Below are 21,265 nucleotides of genomic sequence, written 5' to 3' on the forward strand. Positions count from 1 at the left end.
GGCCAAGGAGGGGGAGCGGCCGATCGTCTACCACAAGGTGCTCTGAATTTTAGTCGACGACCTGATACTTGCCGCTGGCGTCCGGGCAGACGCGCACGAAGCGCTTCTGGGTGCGGCCGTCGGGCAGGTAGATCGGGCTCTCGGCGAGCGTGCAGCCATTGACGTCGGCCTGGCCGGCGCTGTCGTTGACGCGGTAGCCCTCGCGGCGCTCGTACGATCGCTCGTAGTAGCTGTCGCGGCCGGCGTCGCGCCGGGCGTCGTCGTACGAGCTCGGGCGATAGTCGCGATCGTAGCTGTCGTTATAGGCCGACGGCGGCGGGGGAGGCGGCGGGGGCGGAGCGCGGCCCGGGGTGCAGGCGGCCGAGTTCTTGCCGATGTTCGAGCCGATCACGGCGCCCAGCAGGCCGCCGAGGACCGCGCCCTCGGTCTTGGCGCCACGCGCCGCGACGCCGCCGCCGATTCCGGCGCCGATGGCGGCGCCGGCCAGGCCGCCGCCCGTGCCGCGTTGCGTCGTCGAGCGCTGGCAAGGGTCGTAGTAGCCCTGGCTGCCGTAGGCGCCACCGCCGTAGGGTGTCGTGCCGTAGGACTGGGCCGAGGCCAGGGTCGGCGTCAGCACGCCACAGACGAGGGCGGCTGCGACGCCCAGAACGGTCTTCATCTTGGAGGTCCTGCTCTTCGAGGCGGTCATGGTCATGAGAGAAGCTTGTCTTTTTAGGGGCGACCTTTTGGCCGTCCACGCCCATCCGTTGATGTAGGTATTGCCTCGGGCAACATGAACGGCGCCTGACCGGACTATTCAGTTTTGTTCACGCGCACGGAAAATGTTCCGACGCCCGCGCTCAAGCCCCGGTTTTGGGGTATGGACGGCGCCTAAGCGTGCCGCGGGCATGCGACTGGATCCCATATGCAAGACCTGATGATCAACGCCATCGGCGCCCAAGGCGACGGCCTCGCCCGCCTTGCCGACGGCAAGCCGGCTTTCGTGCCCCTGACCCTGCCGGGCGAAACGGTGCGGGCGCGGATGGAGGGCGCGCGCGGCGAGATCGCCGAGATCCTGTCCGCCAGCGCCGATCGCGTCGAACCGGCCTGCAAGCACTTCGGCCATTGCGGCGGCTGCGCGCTGCAGCACTGGGCGGCGCGGCCCTATCTCGACTGGAAGGCCGAACAGATCCGCATCCAGCTGTCGATGGAGGGCCTGGAGACGGAGATCTTGTCGACCTTCGCCGCCCCGCCGGCCTCGCGTCGTCGCGTGGCCTTGCATGCCCGCAGGGGCGCCAAGGGGCAGGGCGCGCTGCTGGGCTTCAAGGAGCGCCGCTCCTGGAGCCTGGTGTCGATCGAGGAATGCCCGGTCACCGATCCGCGCCTGGTCGCGGCCTTTCCCGCCCTGGCGCGGCTGGCCGAGCCGTTCCTGGAGCATCCCAAGTCGGCGCCGACCCTGCACGTGACCCTGACCGCCACGGGCCTCGACATCGACATCACCGGCGTCGAGCGCAAGAGCGGGGGCTTGTCGGCCGACGCCCGCATGCGCGCGGCCATGGCCGCCAGCGACGGCGACTTCGCCCGCGTCACCCTGGCCGGCGAGACCGTCTATGGCGCGCGCCAACCGATGGTGAAGCTGGGACCGGCCGTGGTGGCCCTGCCGCCGGGCAGTTTCCTGCAGGCCGTGCCGGCGGCCGAGCGGGCCATGGTCGAGTTCGCCGTCGCGGAGTCGCGAGGCGCGAGCCGCATCGCCGACCTCTATTGCGGCGTCGGCACCTTCACCTTCCGCCTGGCCGAGGTGGGCGCGGTGCATGCCGCCGAGATGAGCCCGCCGGCCGTCGCCGCCCTCAAGGCCGCGATCGGCGCCGCGCCGGGCCTGAAGCCGATCAACGCCGAGGCCCGGGATCTGGTCAAGCGCCCGGTGCTGAGCACCGAGCTGGCCAAGACCGACGTGGTGGTCATCGACCCGCCGCGCGCTGGGGCCGCGGAACAGACGGTCGAGATCGCCAAGTCCAAGGTCGCCAAGGTGGTCAGTGTCTCGTGCAATCCAGGCACCTTCGCCAAGGACGCCCGCGCCCTGGTCGACGCGGGATTTCGCCTGGAGAAGGTGCTGCCCGTGGACCAGTTCGTCTGGTCGCCGCATATTGAGCTGGTCGGGGTGTTCACGCGCTAGGAGTTGGCATGGACGAGCCCAATGGGGAGCAGCGGTCGCGGGGAGCCTTCACGGTCGACGCCGCCAGCCAGCGAGCTAGGGCGATGGTCAAGGCCGCCTGGTGGACCGCGACAGGCGGTCTCGCGCGCTCCCTGACCCGGCCGACCAAGGGCGAGCAGGCCCGCGGTTTCTCGCCCAAGTCCGCGCCGGCCGTGAAAGGCTCCCTGCGCCGGGCCTATCTCGAGGCGTTCGAGAAGGACGCCCGCGACGTCGCCGCCGGTCTTTATCCCGCCGTCGAGGACGGTCTGGTCCGGCCGTCAGCCGCCCTGCGCGAGGCCGCCGACTTCATCGCCGACGCCTTCGAGGTCGATCAGCGACGGCGTCGGGGCGACGGCGTCGAGGTGCGCGACGAGAGCAATAACCAAGCTTATCCAAGCTATTATCGGCAGAACTTCCACTATCAGTCCGGCGGTTGGTTCACGCAAGAAAGCGCCCGTCGCTACGACGCCCAGGTCGAGGCGCTGTTCTCCGGCACAGCGGGTGCGATGCGCCGGCGAGGGCTGTCGCTGCTGGCCAGGCACTGGCGCGGCCGCGATCACCGCGACGCCAGGATCCTCGATGCGGCGTGTGGTTCCGGCGCGTTCCTCAAGGACCTGAAGGCGGCTTTCCCTCGCGCCGCGATCGCCGGCCTGGACCTGTCGGAAGCCTATCTGGCGCAGGCTCGCAAGCGCACCGGCGCGGGCGCGATCAAGGCCAATGCCGAGGCTCTGCCGTTCGCGGATTCCTCATTGGACGCCGTGAGTTGCGTCTATCTCTTCCACGAGTTGCCGCCGCGCGTGCGGCCGGTGGTGGCGGCCAGCCTGGCGCGGGTGCTCAAGCCCGGCGGCGTGCTGGTTTTCGTCGACTCGGTGCAGCCGATCGACACGCCGGACCTAGCCCGGCTGCTTGAAGCCTTCCCGGTTTATTTCCATGAGCCCTACTACGGCAGCTACGCCGAGACCGATCTTGAGGCCCTGTTCGCCGAGGCGGGCCTGCGGGTGATCGGCGAAGACCGCGCCTTCCTGACCAAGGCCTTGCTGCTGGAGAAACCCGTCGGCTAAGCAGGGATGGGGATCGAGGGGCGGACAGTTGCAGGCGTACGAGACGGGGCGACGGTACGAGACGCTGGACGGCCTACGCGGCGTCGCGGCGGTCGGCGTCATGCTCTACCACATCGGCAGCTGGACCGGACGGCCCTGGGTGGTCGCGCACGGCTATCTGGCCGTCGACTTCTTCTTCTGCCTGTCGGGCTTTGTCCTGGCCCATGCCTATGGCCGGCGCGAGATCGGCTGGCTGGGCTTCATGCGCCAGCGGCTGGCGCGGCTGTGGCCGTTGATCGCCGTGACCATGCTGGCCGGAGCGACGGTGATCATTCAACACCGCGAGCATGTACCGGGATGGCTGGGCCTGGGCCTCCTGATGATCCCTCGGGTCTGGGTGGACGACGCCGGATTCTCGCCGCTTTTCCCTTTGAATCCGCCAGCTTGGTCGCTGTTCTTCGAGTTGATGGTCGGCGCGGCCTGGTTCCCGCTGCGCCGTCTGGGCGTGATGGGCCATGTCTTGATGATCGTGCTGCTGGTCCCGGTCATGGCCTATGTCGCGCACGGCATGGGCGGGGTGCTGACCGGCTGGGACCGGGGCACTTTCGTGATCAGCTTCCTGCGCACGATCTTCGCCTTCCTGCTGGGCTGGGGCTGTTACCGGGTCCAGCCGTTCACCAGCCTGGCGATTCCAGCCTGGGCGCTGGCGGTGGTCCTGGCCGTCGTGATGTGCGTGCCGTGGACACCCTGGAACTGGCTGTACGACTTCGCCTGCGTCAGCCTGGTCTTCCCGCTGATGGTGCTGGCCGGACGTCAGGATCCCGAGGGTTTCCAGGGGGCGCTCTGCCGGGTGTCGGGCGCGATCTCGTACCCGCTGTACGCCCTGCACTGGCTGGGCTGGGAACTGATGCTGCGGCTGTTTCGGGCGATCGGCGGCAAGGGTTATCCGCTGGGCTTCGCCGCCGTCGCCATCCCCGTGATCCTGGCCTTCGCCTGGGCGGTGCTGAAGCTTTACGACGAGCCCGTCCGCCGCCGTTTGCGACGCCTCTAAAAATTTCTCGGCGTCGTGTCGGATGCGGGCATAGTCCGCCGTCCTAGGGACGGGAAAAGAGGATCGCCCATGCTCTACGCCATACTCTGCTACAACCAGGAAGACGTGATCTGCGGCTGGTCCAAGGACCACGAGGACGAGGTCATGGGCAAGCTGCTGGCCGTCCAGGAAGGGCTGGCCAAGCAGGGCCGCCTGGGCCCGGTCGCCCGCCTGATGCCGACCACGGCCGCCACGACCCTGCGCAAGGACCGCGAGCCGCCGCTGGTGCTGGACGGCCCGTTCGCCGAGACCAAGGAACAACTGCTGGGCTTCTACATCGTCGACTGCGACTCGCTGGAAGGCGCGCTCGACATCGCCCGGGACCTGGGCAAGGCCAATCCGGGCGGCTCGTACGAGATCCGCCCGATCGCGTTGTTCAACCCGGCGCCAACCCCGGAGGCCGTCGAGGCGTGACCGACCTCGACTGGATCGAAGGGGCGATCACCGCCGCCCGGCCCCAGGCCATGGCGGCGCTGCTGCGCTACTTCCGGGACATGGACGCGGCCGAGGAGGCGTTCCAGGACGCCTGCCTGCGCGCCCTAAAGAGCTGGGCCAAGAACGGTCCGCCCCGCGATCCGACCGCCTGGCTGATCATGGTCGGTCGCAACGCCGCCATCGACTCGATCCGCAAGACCAGCCGCAACACCGTCCTGCCGCCCGAGGAACTGCTGTCGGACCTGGACGACGCCGAGGCCGAGGCGGCCGAGCGGCTGGACGGTTCGCACTATCGCGACGACGTGCTGCGGCTGCTGTTCATCTGCTGCCACCCGGACCTGCCGGCCACCCAGCAGATCGCCTTGGCCCTGCGCATCGTCTCGGGTCTTTCCGTCAGGGAGATCTCTCGCGCCTTCGTGGTGAGCGAAGCGGCGATGGAGCAACGGATCACCCGCGCCAAGGCCCGCATCGGGGCCGGCGACGCGGCGTTCGAGGCCCCGGGGCCGATCGAACGCGCCGAGCGCTTCGCGGCCGTGGCGGCGATGATCTACCTGGTCTTCAACGAGGGTTATTCGGCCAGCGGCAAGGCGGTCGAGGCCCGAGGCGGCCTGTGCGACGAAGCCATTCGCCTGGCGCGTCTGCTGCTGCGCCTGTTCCCGGCCGAGCCGGAGATGATGGGGCTGACCGCTCTGCTGCTGCTTCAGCACGCGCGTTCGGACGCTCGCTTCGACGCTGACGGCCAGGCGATCCTGCTCGAGGATCAGGACCGAAGCCTCTGGAATCGCAAGATGATCGGGGAGGGGCTGGCCTTGATCGAAAAGGCGATGCTGAAGCGCGATCCGGGGCCATATCAGGTCCAGGCCGCCATCGCCGCCTTGCACGCGCGCGCCGGGACGGCGGCGGAGACCGACTGGACTGGCATCGACGCGCTGTACGCCACGCTGGAGATCATGCAGCCCTCGCCGGTGATCACCCTGAACCGCGCCGTGGCCACGGCCAAGGTGCGCGGGCCCGAGGCGGCGCTGGACATGATCGAGCCGCTGGGCGCGCGCCTCGACGCCTATTTCCACTATCACGGCGCGCGGGGCGCCTTCCTGTTGCAGGCCGGTCGCAAGGCCGAGGCTCGCCAGGCGTTCGACCGCGCGATTTCCCTGGCCAACACCGCCGCCGAAGCGGCCAATATCCGCCAGTACCTGGATCGGGTGACCGCCGAGGCGGAAAAATCCTCGTCCTAGTCGGGAAGCTCTGGCGAGCGCTAGGGCCCAGGACCTAGTCCAGGATCAACTCGTCGTCCGAAGCCTTGGTCTCGGCCGGCTTCGGCGGTGAGGGGCCGCGCAGGACCGTCTCGATGCGCTTGAGCAGGTCGTGCGGCTTGAATGGCTTGGCGAGGTAACCGTCGGCGCCTTGCTCCATCGCCTTCATGATCGTGGCCGGATCGCGATGGGCGGTCATCATCAAAATCTTCGGCCGGCCTGGCCTGGCGCGCATCAGGCGCAGGATATCCAGGCCGGTCATGCCCGGCATGTTGATGTCCAGCAAAACCAGGGCGAAGCTCCCGCGGCCCAGCAACTGCAGGGCCGTGTCCGAAGCGGCGGCGGTGACCGCCTTGTAGCCCTGCTGCGTCAGGACCAGATCCACGAAGTGTCTGATCATCGGATCGTCGTCGACGATGAGGATCCTGTTGGGCATCAGGCGGCGACTTCGCGCGGGAGTGAGCCTTCCAGACGAGCGATCCAGGCCGCCAGCACGCGCTCGGCCGCGTCGGCCGCCGTGCGCGCGGCGGCGAAGGCGTTGGCCGAGGGCTCGCCGGCGCGAAGGCGGTCCTCCAGCACCCGGGCCGCGCCCGACAGGCGCATGAAACCCAGCAAGCCCGCCGAACCGGCGGTGGTGTGAGCCTCTTCACCCAGCGTCCGTGAGGTCGGATCGTGAAGAACGGCGCCCAGCTGGCCCCGCAGCAACCGCGCCATCTTCAGGCTGGCCTCGGCGCCCATCAGGGCCTCAAGGGCGTCGCGGGCCTGGCGCTCGTCGTCGATCTCGTCGGCCGGCGAGGGGGTGGGCGCGTCGTCGCCCAGCAGGTGCTCGGCCAGGGCCTGCTCCAGTTGCTGCTCGGACAGGGGCTTGAGCAGATAGTCGGTCATGCCGGCCGCCTTGCAGGCAGCGATCTGGTCGGGCGTGCCGCCAGCGGTCAGGGCGAGGATCGGCGCATCGGTCAGCCCACGGCGGCGGATCTCGCGCGTCGCGGCGCGGCCGTCCATCACCGGCATGTGCACGTCCATCAGGACGAGGTCGTAGCGGGCGCTTTCCAGGGCAGCGACAGCCTCCGAACCGTCGGCGGCCAGATCGACCTCGCAGCCGCGCCGCTCCAGCAAGGCCTTGAAGAGTTCGCGGTTCAGCTCGGTGTCGTCGACCAGCAGGATGCGGCGGCCCTCGAAGCGACGCAGGCTCTTGGGCGTCCCGACCGAGACGATCGGGGCGGCGACCGGCAGATCGATCTCGAACCAGAAGGTCGAGCCTTGGCCCAGGACGCTCTCGACGCCGATCACCCCGCCCATCAGCTCGACCAGTTCGCGGGAGATGGCCAGGCCCAGGCCGGTGCCGCCGAACTTGCGGCTGATCGAGTCGTCGGCCTGTGAATAGCGATTGAACAGGCGACCCAGGGCGTCGGGCGCGATGCCGACCCCTTCGTCGATCACGCGGACGCGCAGGCGACGACGGCCGGCGGGCGCGTCCAGCGGCGTGACGTCGACGCTGACCGAGGCGTCCTTGGTGAACTTCACGGCGTTCGACAGCAGGTTGAGAAGCACCTGGCGCAGGCGGAAGGCGTCGCCCTCGACCCAGCCGGCGGTGCGGCCGGAGCGACGCAGGGCGACGCCGTGCTCGGCCGCCTGCGGCTCGATCATGGCCAGGGTGTCGGCGACCAGATCGTCCAGGCTGAAAGGTTTGCTCTCCAGGGTCACGGCCCCGGCGTCCAGCTTGGAATAGTCGAGGATGTCGTTGATCAGGACGTTCAGCGCCTCGCCGGCCGAGCGCACCCGTTCGGCGTTGCGGCGGTCGGTCGGGATCAGCTCGCGGCTGTCGGTCAGCAGGCGCGCGAAGCCGATGACGCTGTTCAGCGGCGTGCGCAGTTCGTGGCTCATGGTGGCCAGGAACTCGGCCTTGGCGCGGGCGGCGTCCTCGGCGACGTCCTTGGCCGCGGCCAGCTGCTCGGCCATGGCCGCCAGGCTCAGGGTCTGGCGCTCCAGGGCGTCCTGGGCCTCGACGCGGGCCGTCTGGTCCTGAGCCTGGGCGATGAAGTGCAGCGGCGTGCCGTCCGGCGCGCGGGCCAGCGACACCGACAGCGTCGCCCACACCAGGCGCCCATCCTTGCGGATGTAGCGCTTGTCCATCGCGTAGCTTGGGATCTCCCCGGCGAGCAGCTGACCCAGCAGATCCAGGTCCTTCTCCAAGTCCTCGGGGTGGGTGATGGTGCGGAAATTGATCGTCGCCATCTCCTCGTGTGAATAGCCGAGGATGTCGCAATAGGCGTTGTTGAGCTTGTTGAAGAGGCCGTCCAGGCTGACCAGGGCCATGCCGACGGCGGCGTGGGCGAAGGCGGTCTCGAAGATCTCCATCTGCGCCTTGCGCTCGGAGATATCGTGCATCAGAGCGGTGAAGCCCCAGCCGTCGGGACCTTCCGCGCCGCTGATCGCCAGCTCGATCGGGAAGATCTCGCCCGACTTGCGCAGGGCCGGCACCTCGATGCGCTGGTCGATCACCGCGCTCTGGCCGGTGCGCAGGAAGCGGGCCATGCCCCTGTTGTGGGCGCTGCGGTGCTCTTCGGGGATGATGAAGTCGCTGAGGCGCTTGCCGATCACTTCCTCGGCGGTCCAGCCGAAGGTCTGTTCGGCGAAGCGGTTCCAGCCGGTGACCTCGCCCGCCTCGTCGATGGTGACGATGGCCTGATAGGCGTTGGCCACGACCTTGCGGGCGCGCGCCTCGCTGGCCCGAAGTTGGTCTTCGCCGCGGCGCAGGGCCTCGAAGGCGGCGTTGCGCGTGGTGACATCCTCCAGGACGCCGAAGACGGCCACGACCTTGCCGGTCTCGTCATATTCACAGGTGGCGCGGCCCAGGCCCTGGCGGATCTCGCCGTCGGCGCGCATCAGGCGCAACTGGTGCTCGACCAGCGGCTCACCCTTCACGACCCGGCCGAAGGCCGCGCGCGCGGCGACGCGGTCGTCGGGGTGATAGAGGTCCAGCCAGTTCTCGGAGGTTGGGGTGAAGGTCTCGGGCGTCAGGCCATAGATCTTGTAGACCTCGTCCGACCAGTGGATCACCCCGGTCAGCAGGTTGGCGCGCCAGTGGCCGACGCCCGAGATGGTCTCGGTCATCTGCAGCAGCCGGCTCTCTTCCTGCAGGCGGCGCTCGTAACGGGTCTTTTCCAGCTGGGCGATGACGGCCTTGGCCAGGACCCGCAGCTGGGTCTTTTCGCCCTCCGCCAAGGCGGGGCGCGGCTTGGAGTCGATGACGCACAGCGTGCCGAGATTGTGGCCCTCGGCGTCGGTCAGGACGGCGCCGGCATAGAAGCGGATATTGGGATCGCCGGTGACCAGCGGGTTGTCGGCGAAGCGAGGATCCTGCGTGGCGTTCTCGACCACCATGATCTCGCCGGGCGGAAGCTTGATCGCGTGGGCGCAGAACGCGAGGTCGCGCGGCGTCGAGCAAGCTTCCAGGCCCTGCCGTGACTTGAACCACTGACGCTCCCGGTCGACCAGCGAGACCAGGGCGATCGGGGCGTCGAACAGCTGACGGGCCAGACGCGTGATGTCGTCGAAGACCGGCTCGGGCGCGGTGTCCAGAACACGGTAGGAGACGAGCGCGGCTAGGCGGTCGTGTTCGGACATTCGACGCTTCCAACTGGGCCGCGCGCACTTCGCGCCGCCGGGCGTTCAGGATCGTCCAGAGGAGCTTTCCAAAGGTTGAGCCAGGAGTGGATCCGACCGCGACGGATTGGCGCAGCGCATGCGCTGAAATGAAGTTCTTGTTTTGTTCCGATGGGCGACGCATAGTCGTGTCATGGCCGAGGCAGTGAAATCGGCGCCCGCTCCGAGGGGGCGGGGCGCCAAGTCCAATCGAACCGGGCGTTTCGAGGCGAACCAACGCGAGGCGTTCGACGACGGCTGGGGCGAAGACGAAGAGCCCAAGCAGCTCAAGACCGAACTGCAGGCCATGAAGTCACGGACGATCATCGCCCGCAACCAGAGCCCGGATGTCGGATTCGACCGCTCGATTAACCCGTATCGCGGTTGCAGCCATGGCTGCATCTACTGCTACGCCCGGCCCGCCCACGCCTATCTGGGTCTGTCGCCGGGCCTGGATTTCGAGAGCAAGATCTTCTTCAAGCCGCATGCGGGCGAGCTGCTGGAGAAGGAGCTGGCCAAACCCAGCTACAAGCCCGCGACGATCCATATCGGCGGCGACACCGATCCCTATCAGCCCGACGAGAAACAGCTGCGGGTGACGCGGCAGGTGATCGAGGTGCTGGAGCGCTACAGCCACCCGTTCACGATCATCACCAAGTCAGCCCTGATCCTGCGGGACCTTGACATCTACAGCCGGCTGGCCGCGCGCAAGCTGACCCGGGTGGCGATCTCGATCACCACGCTGGACCGCGCCCTGGCCCGCAGCATGGAGCCACGCGCGGCCACGCCCGGTAAGCGGATCGAGGCGGTGCGGCGGCTCACCGAGGCTGGCGTGCCGGTTACGGTGATGTTCGCCCCGGCCATTCCGGGCCTCAACGACCACGAGGTCGAAGGCGTGCTGGAGGCCGCCGCCAAGGCCGGCGCGCGGGGCGCGGGTTATGTGGCCCTGCGCCTGCCGCGCGAGATCGCCCAGCTGTTCGAGGAATGGCTCGAGACCGACCATCCCGATCGTGCGCGCAAGGTGATGTCGCTGGTCCGCCAAATCCGCAAGGGCGAGGTGAACAACTCCAGTTGGGGCGAGCGGATGGTCGGCGACGGCCCCGTGGCCGAGGTGCTGCGCCAGCGCTTCCACCTGGCGGTGAAGAAGTTTGGGCTCGATCAGCCTTGGGCGCCGCTGGACTCCAGTCAGTTCACGCCGCCGCGACTGGGCGGGAGCGGGCAGATGGATCTGTTTGGATAGGCCCTTGACCGCATCGCCCCCACTGGCGAAGCAAGGTCATGATCTCCGTCGTTCTCGTCGCTTCCGAAGACCTGTCGGGCCTGGCCGCCCAGATGTCCACGCTGGTGCCCGCCGCCGTGGACGGCCTGGTCAAGGAGGTGATCCTGGTCGCAAGCGACGACTTGGGCGGCGAACCTGGCGTCGAGGTCTTGGCCGAGGACAGCGGCGCACGGCTGGTCACGACCTCCGGCGACCGCCTGGCCGCTGGCGCGGCGGTGGCGCGGGGAGACTGGATCCTGACCCTGCGCTCGGCCCCGGTGCTGCGCGAAGGCTGGCGTGAACCGATCGAAAAGCACCTGGCGGGCGGGGCGGGGGCGCCGGCGGTTCTGACTGTCCCGGGCGGGATGCTGAGCAAGTTGTCGCCGCGCCTGCATGGCGTGCTGGTGCGGCGGCTGGACTGGCCCGCGAGCGGCGGTGACGAGAAGGCTTTGGCGAAGGCGCTGAAGGCCAAACGGTTGGACTACTAGCTCGGCTACCCCGCCTGCCTAGGCACAAGGCCTGGGAAGTTCGCTTTGTGAGCGGGCGTTAGGGCTGAGCCGACGCCAGCTGGTTCATAAGCTGATCGATGCTCGTCGGCGCCGCTACCTGCGGATCCAAGCGGAAGTCCACCGTGCGCGCGCCCGACGCCACGGCGTCCAGGGTCTTGTTCTCCGCGCCCATCAGCCGGCGATAAGTCCAGTAGCTGGCCATCACCTTCTCGACGTAGTTGCGGGTTTCCTTGAACGGCAGGCTCTCGATCAGCAACAGGGTGTCGCAGTCGGCGCCCAGCTGGGCCGCGGTGCGGTTCAGCGTGGCGGGGCCGCCGTTATAGGCCGCAACGGCGCGCAGGAGGTCGGGGCTCTTCACGCCACGATCCATCAGCCAGGTGAAATAGTCCTGGCCGGCCCTCAGGTTATAGGCCGGATCGAACAGCGGGCTGTTGTCGGCCAGGAGCGTGTCGTCGCCGACCACGTCGGCGGCCGAGGACGGGCGCACCTGCATCAGGCCCATGGCCCCGGCGGCCGAGACCGCCATCGGGTCGAAGCGGCTCTCCTGACGCACCAGGGCGTAGACCATGGCCTTGTCGATGGTGAAGCCGCCGACCGGGTCGAGCGGGGGCAGGGGATAGTCCTCGCCGCCGATCCGGCGCACCGGGCGGCCGGCGTTCAGCGGAGCGTTGGCGTTGAGCGCCAGGGCCAGGGCGGTCCAGTCGTCGCGCAGTTCCTGCGTGGCGGCCAGGGACAGCCCGGCGCGCAGCTCCAGACCCGCCTCGCGCCAACGGCCGACCTGGGCCAGGGCGGTGGCGCGGCGCGCGCGCGGGTCGGCGGTCACCAGAGTGTCCAGCGATGCGGTGTCGGGACCGGCATAGCTGGCGCGGGTCAGCAGGCTGGCGATCGGGTCGAAGCTCTCCTCGGTCGCCGTGACCCCAGCGAGGGCTAGCTGGCGAAAGGCGATCATGCCGTAGAAGGTGTGGGGCGAGCGGGCGGCGTCGCCGAGGAGGGTCTGAGCTTCACGACGGTGGCCGGCCTGGCTGGCGGTGCGGGCGGCCCAGAAGGCGCCGGCGGCGCGCAGCCACTCATCCTCGTTCTGATCGTTGGCGACCTGCTCGAAATAGGTCTGGGCGGCGCGGTAGTCGCCCAGGCGATAGGCCGAGAGACCCGCGATCCAGGTCTCGCCGCCGGCCACTGCAAGCGCCAGAGCCTTCTGGACGTCGCCGGAATAGTAGGCCTCGCGGGAGGCGCGGCCCTTGTCGGCGGGCGGCGGAGCCGTCTCGTCGCCGATGAACAGCTCGGGGATCGGCGTGGCGGCGACACGCTTGCCGGTCGGCTTGCGCTTGACGGCCAGGGCGTAGACTCGGTCGGCGCCGGCCTCTTCGCTGTAGCGCTTCAGCCAGCCGGTCAGGTCGTCGTAGCTGGCCGAATAGCGGGTAGGGTGCATGATCTTGGCGAAGGCCAGGCGCCCGGCCAGGCTACGATCACGGGCATTGGCCAGGGCCGCCTCGGCCGCGTCGAAATCACCCCGGTCGGTCGCGGCGAAGGCGGCGCGATAGGCGCGAACGTCCTCCGGAGACAAAGGGTCGAGGGCGCCAGCGCGCGTTACCGATCCGGTCGCGCACAGCAGAAGGGCCGCGAATACGGCCAGAGGGCGAGCCCAAAGCTTCAAAAGTGATCCGCGCTCCCCCGCAGGCGCGCGTCCCCCATTCCCACCAATTGGCGTTATTTTAGTGCGGACGCTCCGGGCGATCAAGCCGCTCGGTCATCGTCAGAAGATCCTGCCAGGCCTTCTTCTTCTGCGCGGGGGTGCGCAGCAGGAAAGCCGGATGCAGTGTCGGCATGGCCGGAAGCTCGATGGACTTGTCTTCGGAGGTCCATTCGAACCAGCGCCCGCGCATCGACAGGATGCCTTCGTCGCGCTTCAGCACCGACTTGGCCGAGGCCCCGCCGGCCAGCATCAGCATCTTGGGCTTCACCAGGGCGATGGCGCGCTCGACGAAGGGCGCGCAGGTCGCCTGCTCCTGCGGCGTGGGCGTGCGGTTGCCCGGCGGGCGCCAGAACACGGTGTTGGTGATGAAGACGCGGTCTTCCAGGCCGGCGGCCTTCAGCATGCGGTCCAGCAGTTTGCCGGCGCGACCGACGAATGGCGCGCCTTGGGCGTCCTCGTCGGCGCCGGGGCCTTCGCCGATGATCATCAGCGGGGCGTCGGCGACGCCGCGCGAGAACACGGCCTGCTTGGCGCCTTGGGCCTTCAGGGGGCAGCCGTCGAAGGCGGCGATGGCGGCGGCGAGGCTTTCGAGGTCGTTGCAGGCGTCCGCGGCGGCCCTGGCCATGGCGACGGCCGAGCCGACGTCGGGGCCACGCACCGCGACCGGCCGTGCGATCGGCGCCGGAGGCGGCGGCTGGCTCTTGGCGCGCAGCATCGCCGCGCCCTCGGCCAGGCGGTCGATCGGGGCCTCGGCGTACATGGCCTCGACGCCCGCATCGGCCCAGAAGGCCAGCAGGCTTTCGACGGCGCGTTGATCGACGGCGAGGCTCATGAGACGGTCTTAACTCGGAATGAGAGTCAGCTCCACGCTGCGGCGCAGCAAAAAAGCGAGAACAGGTGCTTGACCGCCACCGCGTCACGTTTGGATAAGCTGTGATTCAAACAGTCATAAGAGGGGCGGCCGAGCCCCACCGGGAGACCCTATGAGCGAAGACCTCGAACGCGAGTCGATGGAATATGACGTCGTCATCGTCGGCGGCGGTCCCGCGGGCCTCTCGGCGGCGATCCGTCTGAAGCAGCTGGCCGCCAAGGCCGGGACCGAGATCTCGGTCGCTCTGCTGGAAAAGGGCTCCGAAGTTGGCGCCCACATCCTGTCGGGCGCGGTGATCGATCCCAAGGGCCTGGCCGAGCTGTTCCCGAACTGGAAGGCCGAAGGCGCGCCGCTGGAGACGCCGGTCACCAAGGACCGCTTCAAGCTGCTGGGTCCGCAGGGCGAGCTCAGCCTGCCGATGTTCGCCATGCCGCCGTTCATGCACAATCACGGCTGCTACATCGCCTCGCTGGGCAACCTGACCCGCTGGCTGGCCGGAAAGGCCGAGGAGCTGGGCGTCGAGATCTATCCGGGCTTCGCGGCCTCTGACCTGGTCTGGAACGCGGACGGTTCGGTGAAGGGCGTCGTGGTCGGTGTCGTCGGCATCGCCAAGGACGGCCACCACAAGCCCGACTTCCAGCCGGGCATGGAACTGCACGGCAAGTACGTCTTCATCGCCGAGGGCGTGCGCGGCTCGCTGGCCAAGCAGTTGATCGAGAAGTTCGACCTCTCGGCCGGCAAGTCGCCGCAGAAGTACGGCATCGGCATCAAGGAACTGTGGCAGGTCCCGCCTGAGCAGCACCAGCCCGGCCTGGCCGAGCACACGACCGGCTGGCCGCTGGACAACCAGACCGGCGGCGGCAGCTTCATGTACCACTTCGGGGATAACTACGTGGCCATCGGCTACGTCGTGCACCTGAACTACAAGAACCCATGGATCTCGCCGTTCGACGAGTTCCAGCGCTTCAAGCAGCACCCGGGCGTGCGTCCGTACCTGGAAGGCGGCAAGCGTATCGCCTACGGGGCGCGGGCCATCACCGAGGGCGGCTACCAGTCGGTGCCGAAGCTGACCTTCCCGGGCGGCGCGCTGATCGGCTGCTCGGCCGGCTTCGTCAACGTGCCGCGCATCAAGGGCAGCCACAACGCGGTGAAGACCGGCATGCTGGCCGCCGAGGCCGCTTATGAGGCTGTCCAGGCCGGCCGCGCCGGCGACGAGCTGACCGCCTATCAGACGTCTTACGACACGTCGTGGGTGGCCAAGGAGCTGAAGGTCGTCCGCAACGCCAAGCCGATGTTGGGCAAGTTCGGCACCGCCCTGGGCGGCGCGGTCAGCATGTTCGACATGTGGTGCACGCACCTGTTGGGCGGTTTCTCGTTCTTCGGCACCATGAAGCACGAGAAGACCGACGCGGCCTCGACGGGCCTGGCCAAGGACTACAAGCCGATCGTCTATCCCAAGCCCGACGGCGTGATCAGCTTCGACAAGCTGTCCTCGGTGTTCCTGTCGGCGACCAACCATGAGGAAGACCAGCCGGCGCACCTGAAGCTGAAGGACCCGTCGATCCCGATCTCGGTCAACCTGCCCAAGTATGGCGAGCCGGCGCGTCTCTACTGCCCGGCCGGCGTCTACGAGGTTCTTTACAACGAGCAGGGCCAGAATCCGCGCTTCCAGATCAACGCCCAGAACTGCGTCCACTGCAAAACCTGCGACATCAAGGATCCGTCGCAGAACATCGTCTGGACCACGCCGGAAGGCGGCGGCGGACCGAACTACCCCAACATGTGAGTTTTTGTTTGGCGCGCGACGGGCGCCGAAACCGCTGACACTTTCGGCTGTCGCGCTTGCAAAGCCTCCCAGTCCCGCTGGGAGGCTTTTTCTTGCGACCCGCCTCGAAAGCGTCGAGGGTAGGCGGATGACGCGTATCCAAGTCCTCCTCGCCTGCGTTTCCGTCTCGGTCCTGACCGCCTGTTCGACCGCGCCCAGTTCGATCACGATGCGCGGCCCCATCAGCGCCGGTTCGCCGCTGTTCGACACGCGTAGCTCTTACGGCCAGTTCCTGGCCGGCCAGGCGGCGTTGCGCGACGGCAAGTCCAAGGAAGCCGCAACCTACTTCGGCACGGCGGCGGTGCTGGGCGACGACCCTGGCGTGCTGGGCGAGCGCTCGTTCACGGCGTTGCTGCTGGCCGGCGAGATCACGCGCGCGGCCGCCGTCGCCCCGACCGAGGCGGACGCCACCGAGGCGGTCAAGCGCCTGGGCGTGCTGACCCGCGTCGTCGAATCCCTGGCGAACGGCAAGGGCAAGGACGCTCAGCTTCTGCTGATCTCCCAGCCCCTCGGCTTCCCGCACCAGCAGGCCGCCGCCTTGCTGGCTCCATGGGCGGCCGCCGCGGCCGGCGACAGCGAAGGCGCGATCGTCCAGCCGACCCTGCGCAGCGACAAGCTGGTCCAGTATTTCGGCCAGCAGGGCCAGGCCCGCCTGTTCGAGCGCGCCAAGCGTTATGACGAGGCCGAGACCGACTACAAGGCCCTGGTCTCCAACGCGGCCACGGCCAGCATCTTCACGCTCGACTACGGCGCCTTCCTCGAACGCCGCAAGCGGCACGCCGACGCCTTGGCCCTGTATGACAACGCCCTGCGTACAGCGCCCAACGACACCGGCCTGCTGCGAGCCCGCGCCCGCGCCGCCGCCAAAGGCGCCCCGCCGACGTTACCGACCCTCCGTCAAGGCGCGGCCGAAGGCCTGGTGGCCTGCGCCGCCACCTTCGCCGGCGAGCGCCAGACGCAGTTCGCCTTGGCCTATCTGCGCCTTGCCCTGCGTCTGGACCCGGCTCGGGACGAGGCTTGGGTGCTGGTCGGCGACCTGCTGAACCAGAGCGAGGACCCGAAGGGCGCGATCGAGGCCTATGCCCACGTCCCGCCGGGCTCCCCGCACTATGCCTCGGCCCAGAGCAAGACGGCCTGGGCCTGGAACGACATGGGCGACAAGACCAAGGCTCTGGAAGTGGCCAAGGCCGCCTCGGTCGCCGCCCCGAATGATCGGGACGCCAGCGTGGCCCTGGCCGATCTGCTGCGCGCCGGCGGTCAATGGAACGAGTCGGTGGCAGTGCTGGACCCGATCATCGCCCGCGAGGACGCCACGCCCGACTGGCGCCTGCTGTATCTGCGCGCCGTGGCCTTGGAACAGGCCAAGCGCTGGCCCGAGGCCGAGCGTGACCTGAAGGCGGCGCTTAAGGCCAATCCGGACGAGCCGGAGCTGCTGAACTTCCTCGGCTACACCTGGATCGACCGCAACGAGAATCTCGCCGAGGCTTTGGGCATGGTCCAGAAGGCGGTCGCCGCCCGTCCGCAGTCGGGCGCCATGCTCGACAGCCTGGGCTGGGCCTATTACCGCCTGGGCGACTACAAGACGGCCGTCGAGAAGCTGGAAGCCGCCGTCGAGATGGAACCGGGCGATCCGGACGTGAACGGCCACTTGGGCGACGCCTACTGGAAGGTCGGACGCAAGACCGAGGCCGAGTTCCAGTGGCGCCGGGTCCTGACCCTGGAGCCCGACGACAAGCAGAAGGCCGAGGCCGAGGCCAAGCTGAAGAACGGCCTGGGTGCTACGGGACCGGCCAACAAGTCGACGGTCGCCCACAACTAAGCTATCGGGCGACGGTCCTTCTCCATCGAGTCTGAGAGATCATGCGGCTGCCCAACTCTGTCTTGGCCGCCTTCGCCCCGGCCAAGGTCAATCTGTTCCTGCACGTGGGCGGACCGGACGCCGAGGGCTATCACCCGATCTCCAGCCTGATGGTCTTCGCCGACTTGGGCGACCAGGTGGCGATCCAGCCCAGCGACGCGCCGGCCTTCGAGACCTCGGGTCCGTTTGGCGGCGCGATCCCGGCCGATGGCGACAACCTGGTGGTCCGCGCCGCACGAGCCTTCCACGCCAAGCTGGGCGGGCCGGTCCCGCCATACCGCCTGATCCTGGACAAGCGCCTGCCGATCGCGGCGGGCCTGGGCGGTGGTTCCAGCGACGCCGGCGCGGCCTTGAAGCTGTTGCGCGACGTCCTGGCGCCGGATCTGTCCGACGACGGGCTGGAGCCGCTGGCCGCCAGCCTGGGCGCGGACGGCGCGGCCTGCCTGCGGGCCACGGCGCTGATGGCCGAGGGGCGAGGGGAGATCCTGTCGCCCGCGCCGCGCTTGCCCGCGCTGAACGCCGTACTGGTCAATCCCGGCGTCCCGTCGCCCACCGGCGCGGTCTACCGGGCCTATGACGCGGCCGTGCATCCCGATGGCGCGGAGCGGCCGTTCCTGCCGGCGGACCTGGAAAGCGCCGAGGAGGCCGCCGCCTGGTTGGCCGTGGCCACCCGCAACGACCTGGAAGCGCCGGCCGTCGCCCTGGAGCCTCGCATCGGCGAGGTGCTGGACGTCCTGCGCGAGGAGCCGGAAAGTCTGCTGGTCCGGATGTCGGGCTCGGGGGCGACGTGCTTCGCGCTCTGCGCCGGCGACATCGAGGCCGAGGGTCTGGTCGAGCGCCTGGAGGCGATGCGACCGGACTGGTGGGTGCGGCGCTGCCGCCTGAGCTAGGAGAGACCAATGAAGCGCCGTGACGTTCTCGCCGCCCTCGGAGGTTTGGTCGCCGCGCCTGGCGTGGCGGACGCCCAGGTGCTGAGCCTGCCGCCGACGCCGATCGTGCCGGGGGCTGGCGACGTCCTGGTCAGCCTGGAGACTAGCCTGGGCGCCATCATCGTCGCCCTGAAGGTCAAGCAGGCGCCGCTGACCACGGCCAACTTCCTGCGTTATGTCGACGGCAAGCTTTATGACGGGGCCAGCTTCTGGCGCGCGGCCAAGGCGCCCAGCTCGGTCGATTACGGCCTGATCGAGGGCGGCCTGGCCGGCGATCCGAAGAAGGTGCTCAAGCCCGTGGCCCACGAGCCGACCACCCAGACCGGCCTGCGCCACGTCGACGGCACGCTGTCGTTGGCCCGCCGGGAGCCCGGCAGCGGCGATTCCGACTTCTTCATCTGCGTGGGCGAGGCGCCGTACCTAGACGCCAATCCGACAGGAGAGGGCGACAACCTGGGCTTCGCGGCCTTCGGTCAGGTGATCAAGGGCATGGAGATCGTCCGCAAGATCCTGAACCTGCCGACACCTGGCGAGGCCACCAATCCGGTGATGAAGGGCCAGATGCTGGATCCCGTGGTCCCGATCATCACGGCTCGCCGGATCTATGCCGCGGCTACGCGGCGGATCACCAGCGCATCTCCCGCGTGACCTAGCGTGACGACCATGGGGCCGCCTTCCATGGCCGAGTAGTCCAGCCAAAGAGAAAGGGCGCGGAGATTGCTCTCCGCGCCCTTCGACTTGGAACCTATGCCAGCCTTAGCTGTGGTAGGCCCGTTCGCCGTGTTCCGAGATGTCCAGGCCTTCTTCTTCGGCTTCCGGCGACGCCTTCAGGCCGATGACCAGCTTGATCAGGAAGAAGACGATCGCCGAGGCGACCAGCGACCAGACGACCGTGACGCAGACGCCCTTAAGCTGGGCCATCACTTGGGTGCCCAGGCTGTAGACGGCGTTGTCGCAGGTCGACAGATCGCCGTCCTTGCCGCAGCTCGTGTAGTCGACGATGCCGGCGCCGCCCCAGGCGGGGTTGACCAGCAGGCCGGTGCCGATGGCGCCGACGATGCCGCCGATGCCGTGGATGCCGAAGGCGTCCAGGCTGTCGTCGTACTTCAGGGCGTTCTTCACGACCGAGCAGAAGAAGATGCAGATCGGCGAGACGACCAGACCCAGGATCACCGAACCCATCGGGCCAGCGAAGCCGGCGGCCGGCGTGACGGCGACGAGACCGGCGACGATGCCCGAGGCCAGGCCCAGGGCCGACGGCTTCTTGCGGGTGATCCACTCGACGACGATCCACGACAGACCCGCGGCGGCGGTGGCGACGAAGGTGTTGATCATGGCCAGCGAGGCGTAGCCGTTCGATTCCAGGTTCGAGCCGGCGTTGAAGCCGAACCAGCCCACCCACAGCAGGCCGGCGCCGACCAGGGTCAGGGTCAGCGAGTGCGGGGGCATCGGCTCCTTGCCGTAGCCTTGGCGCTTGCCGAGGATCAGGGCGCCGACCAGGGCGGCGATACCGGCGTTGATGTGGACGACGGTGCCGCCGGCGAAGTCCAGAGCGCCGAAGCTCCAGATCAGGCCCGACTTGACCGGAGTGGTCGGCGCCAGAGCGATGGCGTCAGGACCCGGCCACCACCAGACCATGTGGGCCATCGGATAGTACGACAGCAGCGGCCACAGGACGGCGAAGGCGACGATGGCGGCGAACTTCATGCGCTCGACCAGCGAACCGACCACGAGGGCGGCGGTGATGGCCGCGAAGGTCGACTGGAAGGCGATGAAGGTGAACTCGGGGATCACCACGCCGGTCGAGAACGTCGCCACGTTGCTGGCCGGCGTCACGTCCTTCAGGAACAGACGGCCGAGGCCGCCCACGAAGCTGTCCCAGCTGCCGCCGTCGGTGAAGGCGAAGCTGTAGCCCCATAGGACCCAGGCGACGAAGCCGATCAGGGCGACGGTCGAGACCTGCATCATGACCGACAGCATGTTCTTGGAGCGGACTAGGCCACCGTAGAACAGGGCCAGACCCGGCAGGATCATCAGCAGGACGAGCAGCGACGAGGTGAGCATCCACGCATTGTCGCCCTTGTCGTTCTTGTCGACGATGGCGGGCGCGGGAGCTTCAGCGGCGGCGGGCGCGGCGGCCGGAGCCGGCGCAGCCTCGGCGGGCGCGGCGGCGGCGACGGCCGGCGCGGGCGCGGCCTCCTGGGCGAACGCGGTCGCGCCGAGCGGCGCCCCCGCGATGGTCGCGGCGAGCATGAGCCCGGCCAGCGGTTTGAACTTGAATTTCATTGTCGGTATCCCCTTTTCCCGATGCGTTACAGAGCGGCCGAGCCGGTCTCGCCCGTGCGAATGCGCACGGCTTCCTCGACATTGAGGACGAAGATCTTGCCGTCGCCGATCTTGCCGGTGGCCGCGGCGGCCTTGACCGCCTCGACGGCCTTGGCGGCGGACGCGTCATCCACGACCGCTTCGAGCTTCACTTTCGGCACGAAGTTCACTTGGTACTCCGCGCCCCGATAGATCTCGGTCTGGCCCTTCTGGCGGCCGTAGCCCTTCACTTCCGAAACCGTCAGGCCTTCGACGCCGGCGGCGACGAGCGACTCGCGCACCTCGTCCAGCTTGAAGGGTTTGACGACCGCTATGATCAGTTTCATCCGCCTGCTCCGACCCGCGTCGCCGCGGGTTTGCTTTT

At 68.7% G+C, this 21,265-nt stretch carries 18 protein-coding genes; 11 read left to right on the top strand and 7 right to left on the bottom strand.

What is annotated here, in order from left to right:
• Positions 1-49: 49 nt before the first annotated feature.
• Entirely contained in the window at positions 50-694 is a 645-nt protein-coding gene (locus tag ACW173_RS17325) for a hypothetical protein (RefSeq protein ID WP_492081322.1), read from the bottom strand.
• A 210-nt stretch (positions 695-904) separates the two neighbouring features.
• Here ACW173_RS17325 and ACW173_RS17330 point away from each other — a divergent pair, with 210 nt between their 5' ends.
• The 5 genes from ACW173_RS17330 to ACW173_RS17350 all read left to right on the top strand — a co-directional run bounded on the left by ACW173_RS17330 (position 905) and on the right by ACW173_RS17350 (position 5,970).
• Positions 905-2,152: a class I SAM-dependent RNA methyltransferase gene (locus tag ACW173_RS17330; RefSeq protein WP_492081324.1), complete on the top strand. Its 1,248-nt coding sequence runs from the start codon at positions 905-907 to the stop codon at positions 2,150-2,152.
• A gap of 8 nt (positions 2,153-2,160) precedes the next feature.
• A complete protein-coding gene (locus tag ACW173_RS17335) occupies positions 2,161-3,231 on the top strand; it encodes a class I SAM-dependent methyltransferase (protein ID WP_492081326.1) in 1,071 nt (356 codons plus the stop codon).
• 28 nt (positions 3,232-3,259) lie between these two features.
• On the top strand, positions 3,260-4,261 hold the full coding sequence (locus ACW173_RS17340) for an acyltransferase family protein (RefSeq protein ID WP_492081328.1): 1,002 nt from the start codon (positions 3,260-3,262) through the stop codon (positions 4,259-4,261).
• 69 nt (positions 4,262-4,330) lie between these two features.
• Positions 4,331-4,714 (top strand): YciI family protein, encoded by a 384-nt coding sequence (locus ACW173_RS17345; RefSeq protein WP_492081330.1) that lies wholly within the window; start codon positions 4,331-4,333, stop codon positions 4,712-4,714.
• Entirely contained in the window at positions 4,711-5,970 is a 1,260-nt protein-coding gene (locus ACW173_RS17350) for an RNA polymerase sigma factor (RefSeq protein ID WP_492081332.1), read from the top strand. The genes ACW173_RS17345 and ACW173_RS17350 overlap by 4 nt, the downstream gene beginning before the upstream one ends.
• Before the next feature lie 34 nt (positions 5,971-6,004).
• Here the strand turns inward: ACW173_RS17350 and ACW173_RS17355 are convergent, their stop codons facing one another.
• Positions 6,005-6,424, bottom strand: coding sequence for a response regulator transcription factor (locus ACW173_RS17355; RefSeq protein WP_492081334.1), 420 nt, complete (start codon positions 6,422-6,424; stop codon positions 6,005-6,007).
• On the bottom strand, positions 6,424-9,615 hold the full coding sequence (locus ACW173_RS17360; RefSeq protein WP_492081336.1) for a PAS domain S-box protein: 3,192 nt from the start codon (positions 9,613-9,615) through the stop codon (positions 6,424-6,426). The genes ACW173_RS17355 and ACW173_RS17360 overlap by 1 nt, the downstream gene beginning before the upstream one ends.
• Positions 9,616-9,787: 172 nt before the next feature.
• On the opposite strand from ACW173_RS17360, the gene ACW173_RS17365 reads away from it, so the two are divergent.
• Together ACW173_RS17365 and ACW173_RS17370 are read left to right on the top strand one after the other, a co-directional pair.
• Positions 9,788-10,873 carry a PA0069 family radical SAM protein gene (locus ACW173_RS17365; protein ID WP_492081338.1) on the top strand — a complete coding sequence of 362 codons (1,086 nt, stop codon included), beginning with the start codon at positions 9,788-9,790 and terminating at the stop codon, positions 10,871-10,873.
• A 38-nt stretch (positions 10,874-10,911) separates the two neighbouring features.
• Complete coding sequence (locus ACW173_RS17370) at positions 10,912-11,379, top strand: cell wall biosynthesis glycosyltransferase (RefSeq protein ID WP_492081339.1); 468 nt, start codon at positions 10,912-10,914, stop codon at positions 11,377-11,379.
• A gap of 58 nt (positions 11,380-11,437) precedes the next feature.
• On the opposite strand, the gene ACW173_RS17375 is transcribed toward ACW173_RS17370, so the two are convergent.
• Together ACW173_RS17375 and ACW173_RS17380 are read right to left on the bottom strand one after the other, a co-directional pair.
• Positions 11,438-13,102, bottom strand: coding sequence for a lytic transglycosylase domain-containing protein (locus tag ACW173_RS17375; protein WP_492086007.1), 1,665 nt, complete (start codon positions 13,100-13,102; stop codon positions 11,438-11,440).
• Between the two features lie 10 nt (positions 13,103-13,112).
• Positions 13,113-13,925, bottom strand: a complete 813-nt coding sequence (locus ACW173_RS17380) for a uracil-DNA glycosylase (RefSeq protein ID WP_492081341.1) — start codon at positions 13,923-13,925, stop codon at positions 13,113-13,115.
• A gap of 151 nt (positions 13,926-14,076) precedes the next feature.
• Here ACW173_RS17380 and ACW173_RS17385 point away from each other — a divergent pair, with 151 nt between their 5' ends.
• From ACW173_RS17385 to ACW173_RS17400, 4 genes are all read left to right on the top strand, one after another.
• A complete protein-coding gene (locus ACW173_RS17385; RefSeq protein ID WP_492081343.1) occupies positions 14,077-15,750 on the top strand; it encodes an electron transfer flavoprotein-ubiquinone oxidoreductase in 1,674 nt (557 codons plus the stop codon).
• 127 nt (positions 15,751-15,877) lie between these two features.
• Positions 15,878-17,608 carry a tetratricopeptide repeat protein gene (locus ACW173_RS17390; RefSeq protein ID WP_492081344.1) on the top strand — a complete coding sequence of 577 codons (1,731 nt, stop codon included), beginning with the start codon at positions 15,878-15,880 and terminating at the stop codon, positions 17,606-17,608.
• Positions 17,609-17,649: 41 nt separating this feature from the next.
• Complete coding sequence (locus ACW173_RS17395; protein ID WP_492081346.1) at positions 17,650-18,537, top strand: 4-(cytidine 5'-diphospho)-2-C-methyl-D-erythritol kinase; 888 nt, start codon at positions 17,650-17,652, stop codon at positions 18,535-18,537.
• Positions 18,538-18,546: 9 nt separating this feature from the next.
• A complete protein-coding gene (locus tag ACW173_RS17400) occupies positions 18,547-19,224 on the top strand; it encodes a peptidylprolyl isomerase (RefSeq protein WP_492081348.1) in 678 nt (225 codons plus the stop codon).
• Positions 19,225-19,332: 108 nt separating this feature from the next.
• On the opposite strand, the gene ACW173_RS17405 is transcribed toward ACW173_RS17400, so the two are convergent.
• Positions 19,333-20,862 (bottom strand): ammonium transporter, encoded by a 1,530-nt coding sequence (locus ACW173_RS17405; protein WP_492081350.1) that lies wholly within the window; start codon positions 20,860-20,862, stop codon positions 19,333-19,335.
• A gap of 26 nt (positions 20,863-20,888) precedes the next feature.
• Positions 20,889-21,227 carry a P-II family nitrogen regulator gene (locus tag ACW173_RS17410; RefSeq protein WP_291879143.1) on the bottom strand — a complete coding sequence of 113 codons (339 nt, stop codon included), beginning with the start codon at positions 21,225-21,227 and terminating at the stop codon, positions 20,889-20,891.
• Positions 21,228-21,265: the final 38 nt, after the last annotated feature.

Source organism: Caulobacter sp. ALps2 (assembly GCF_058681635.1).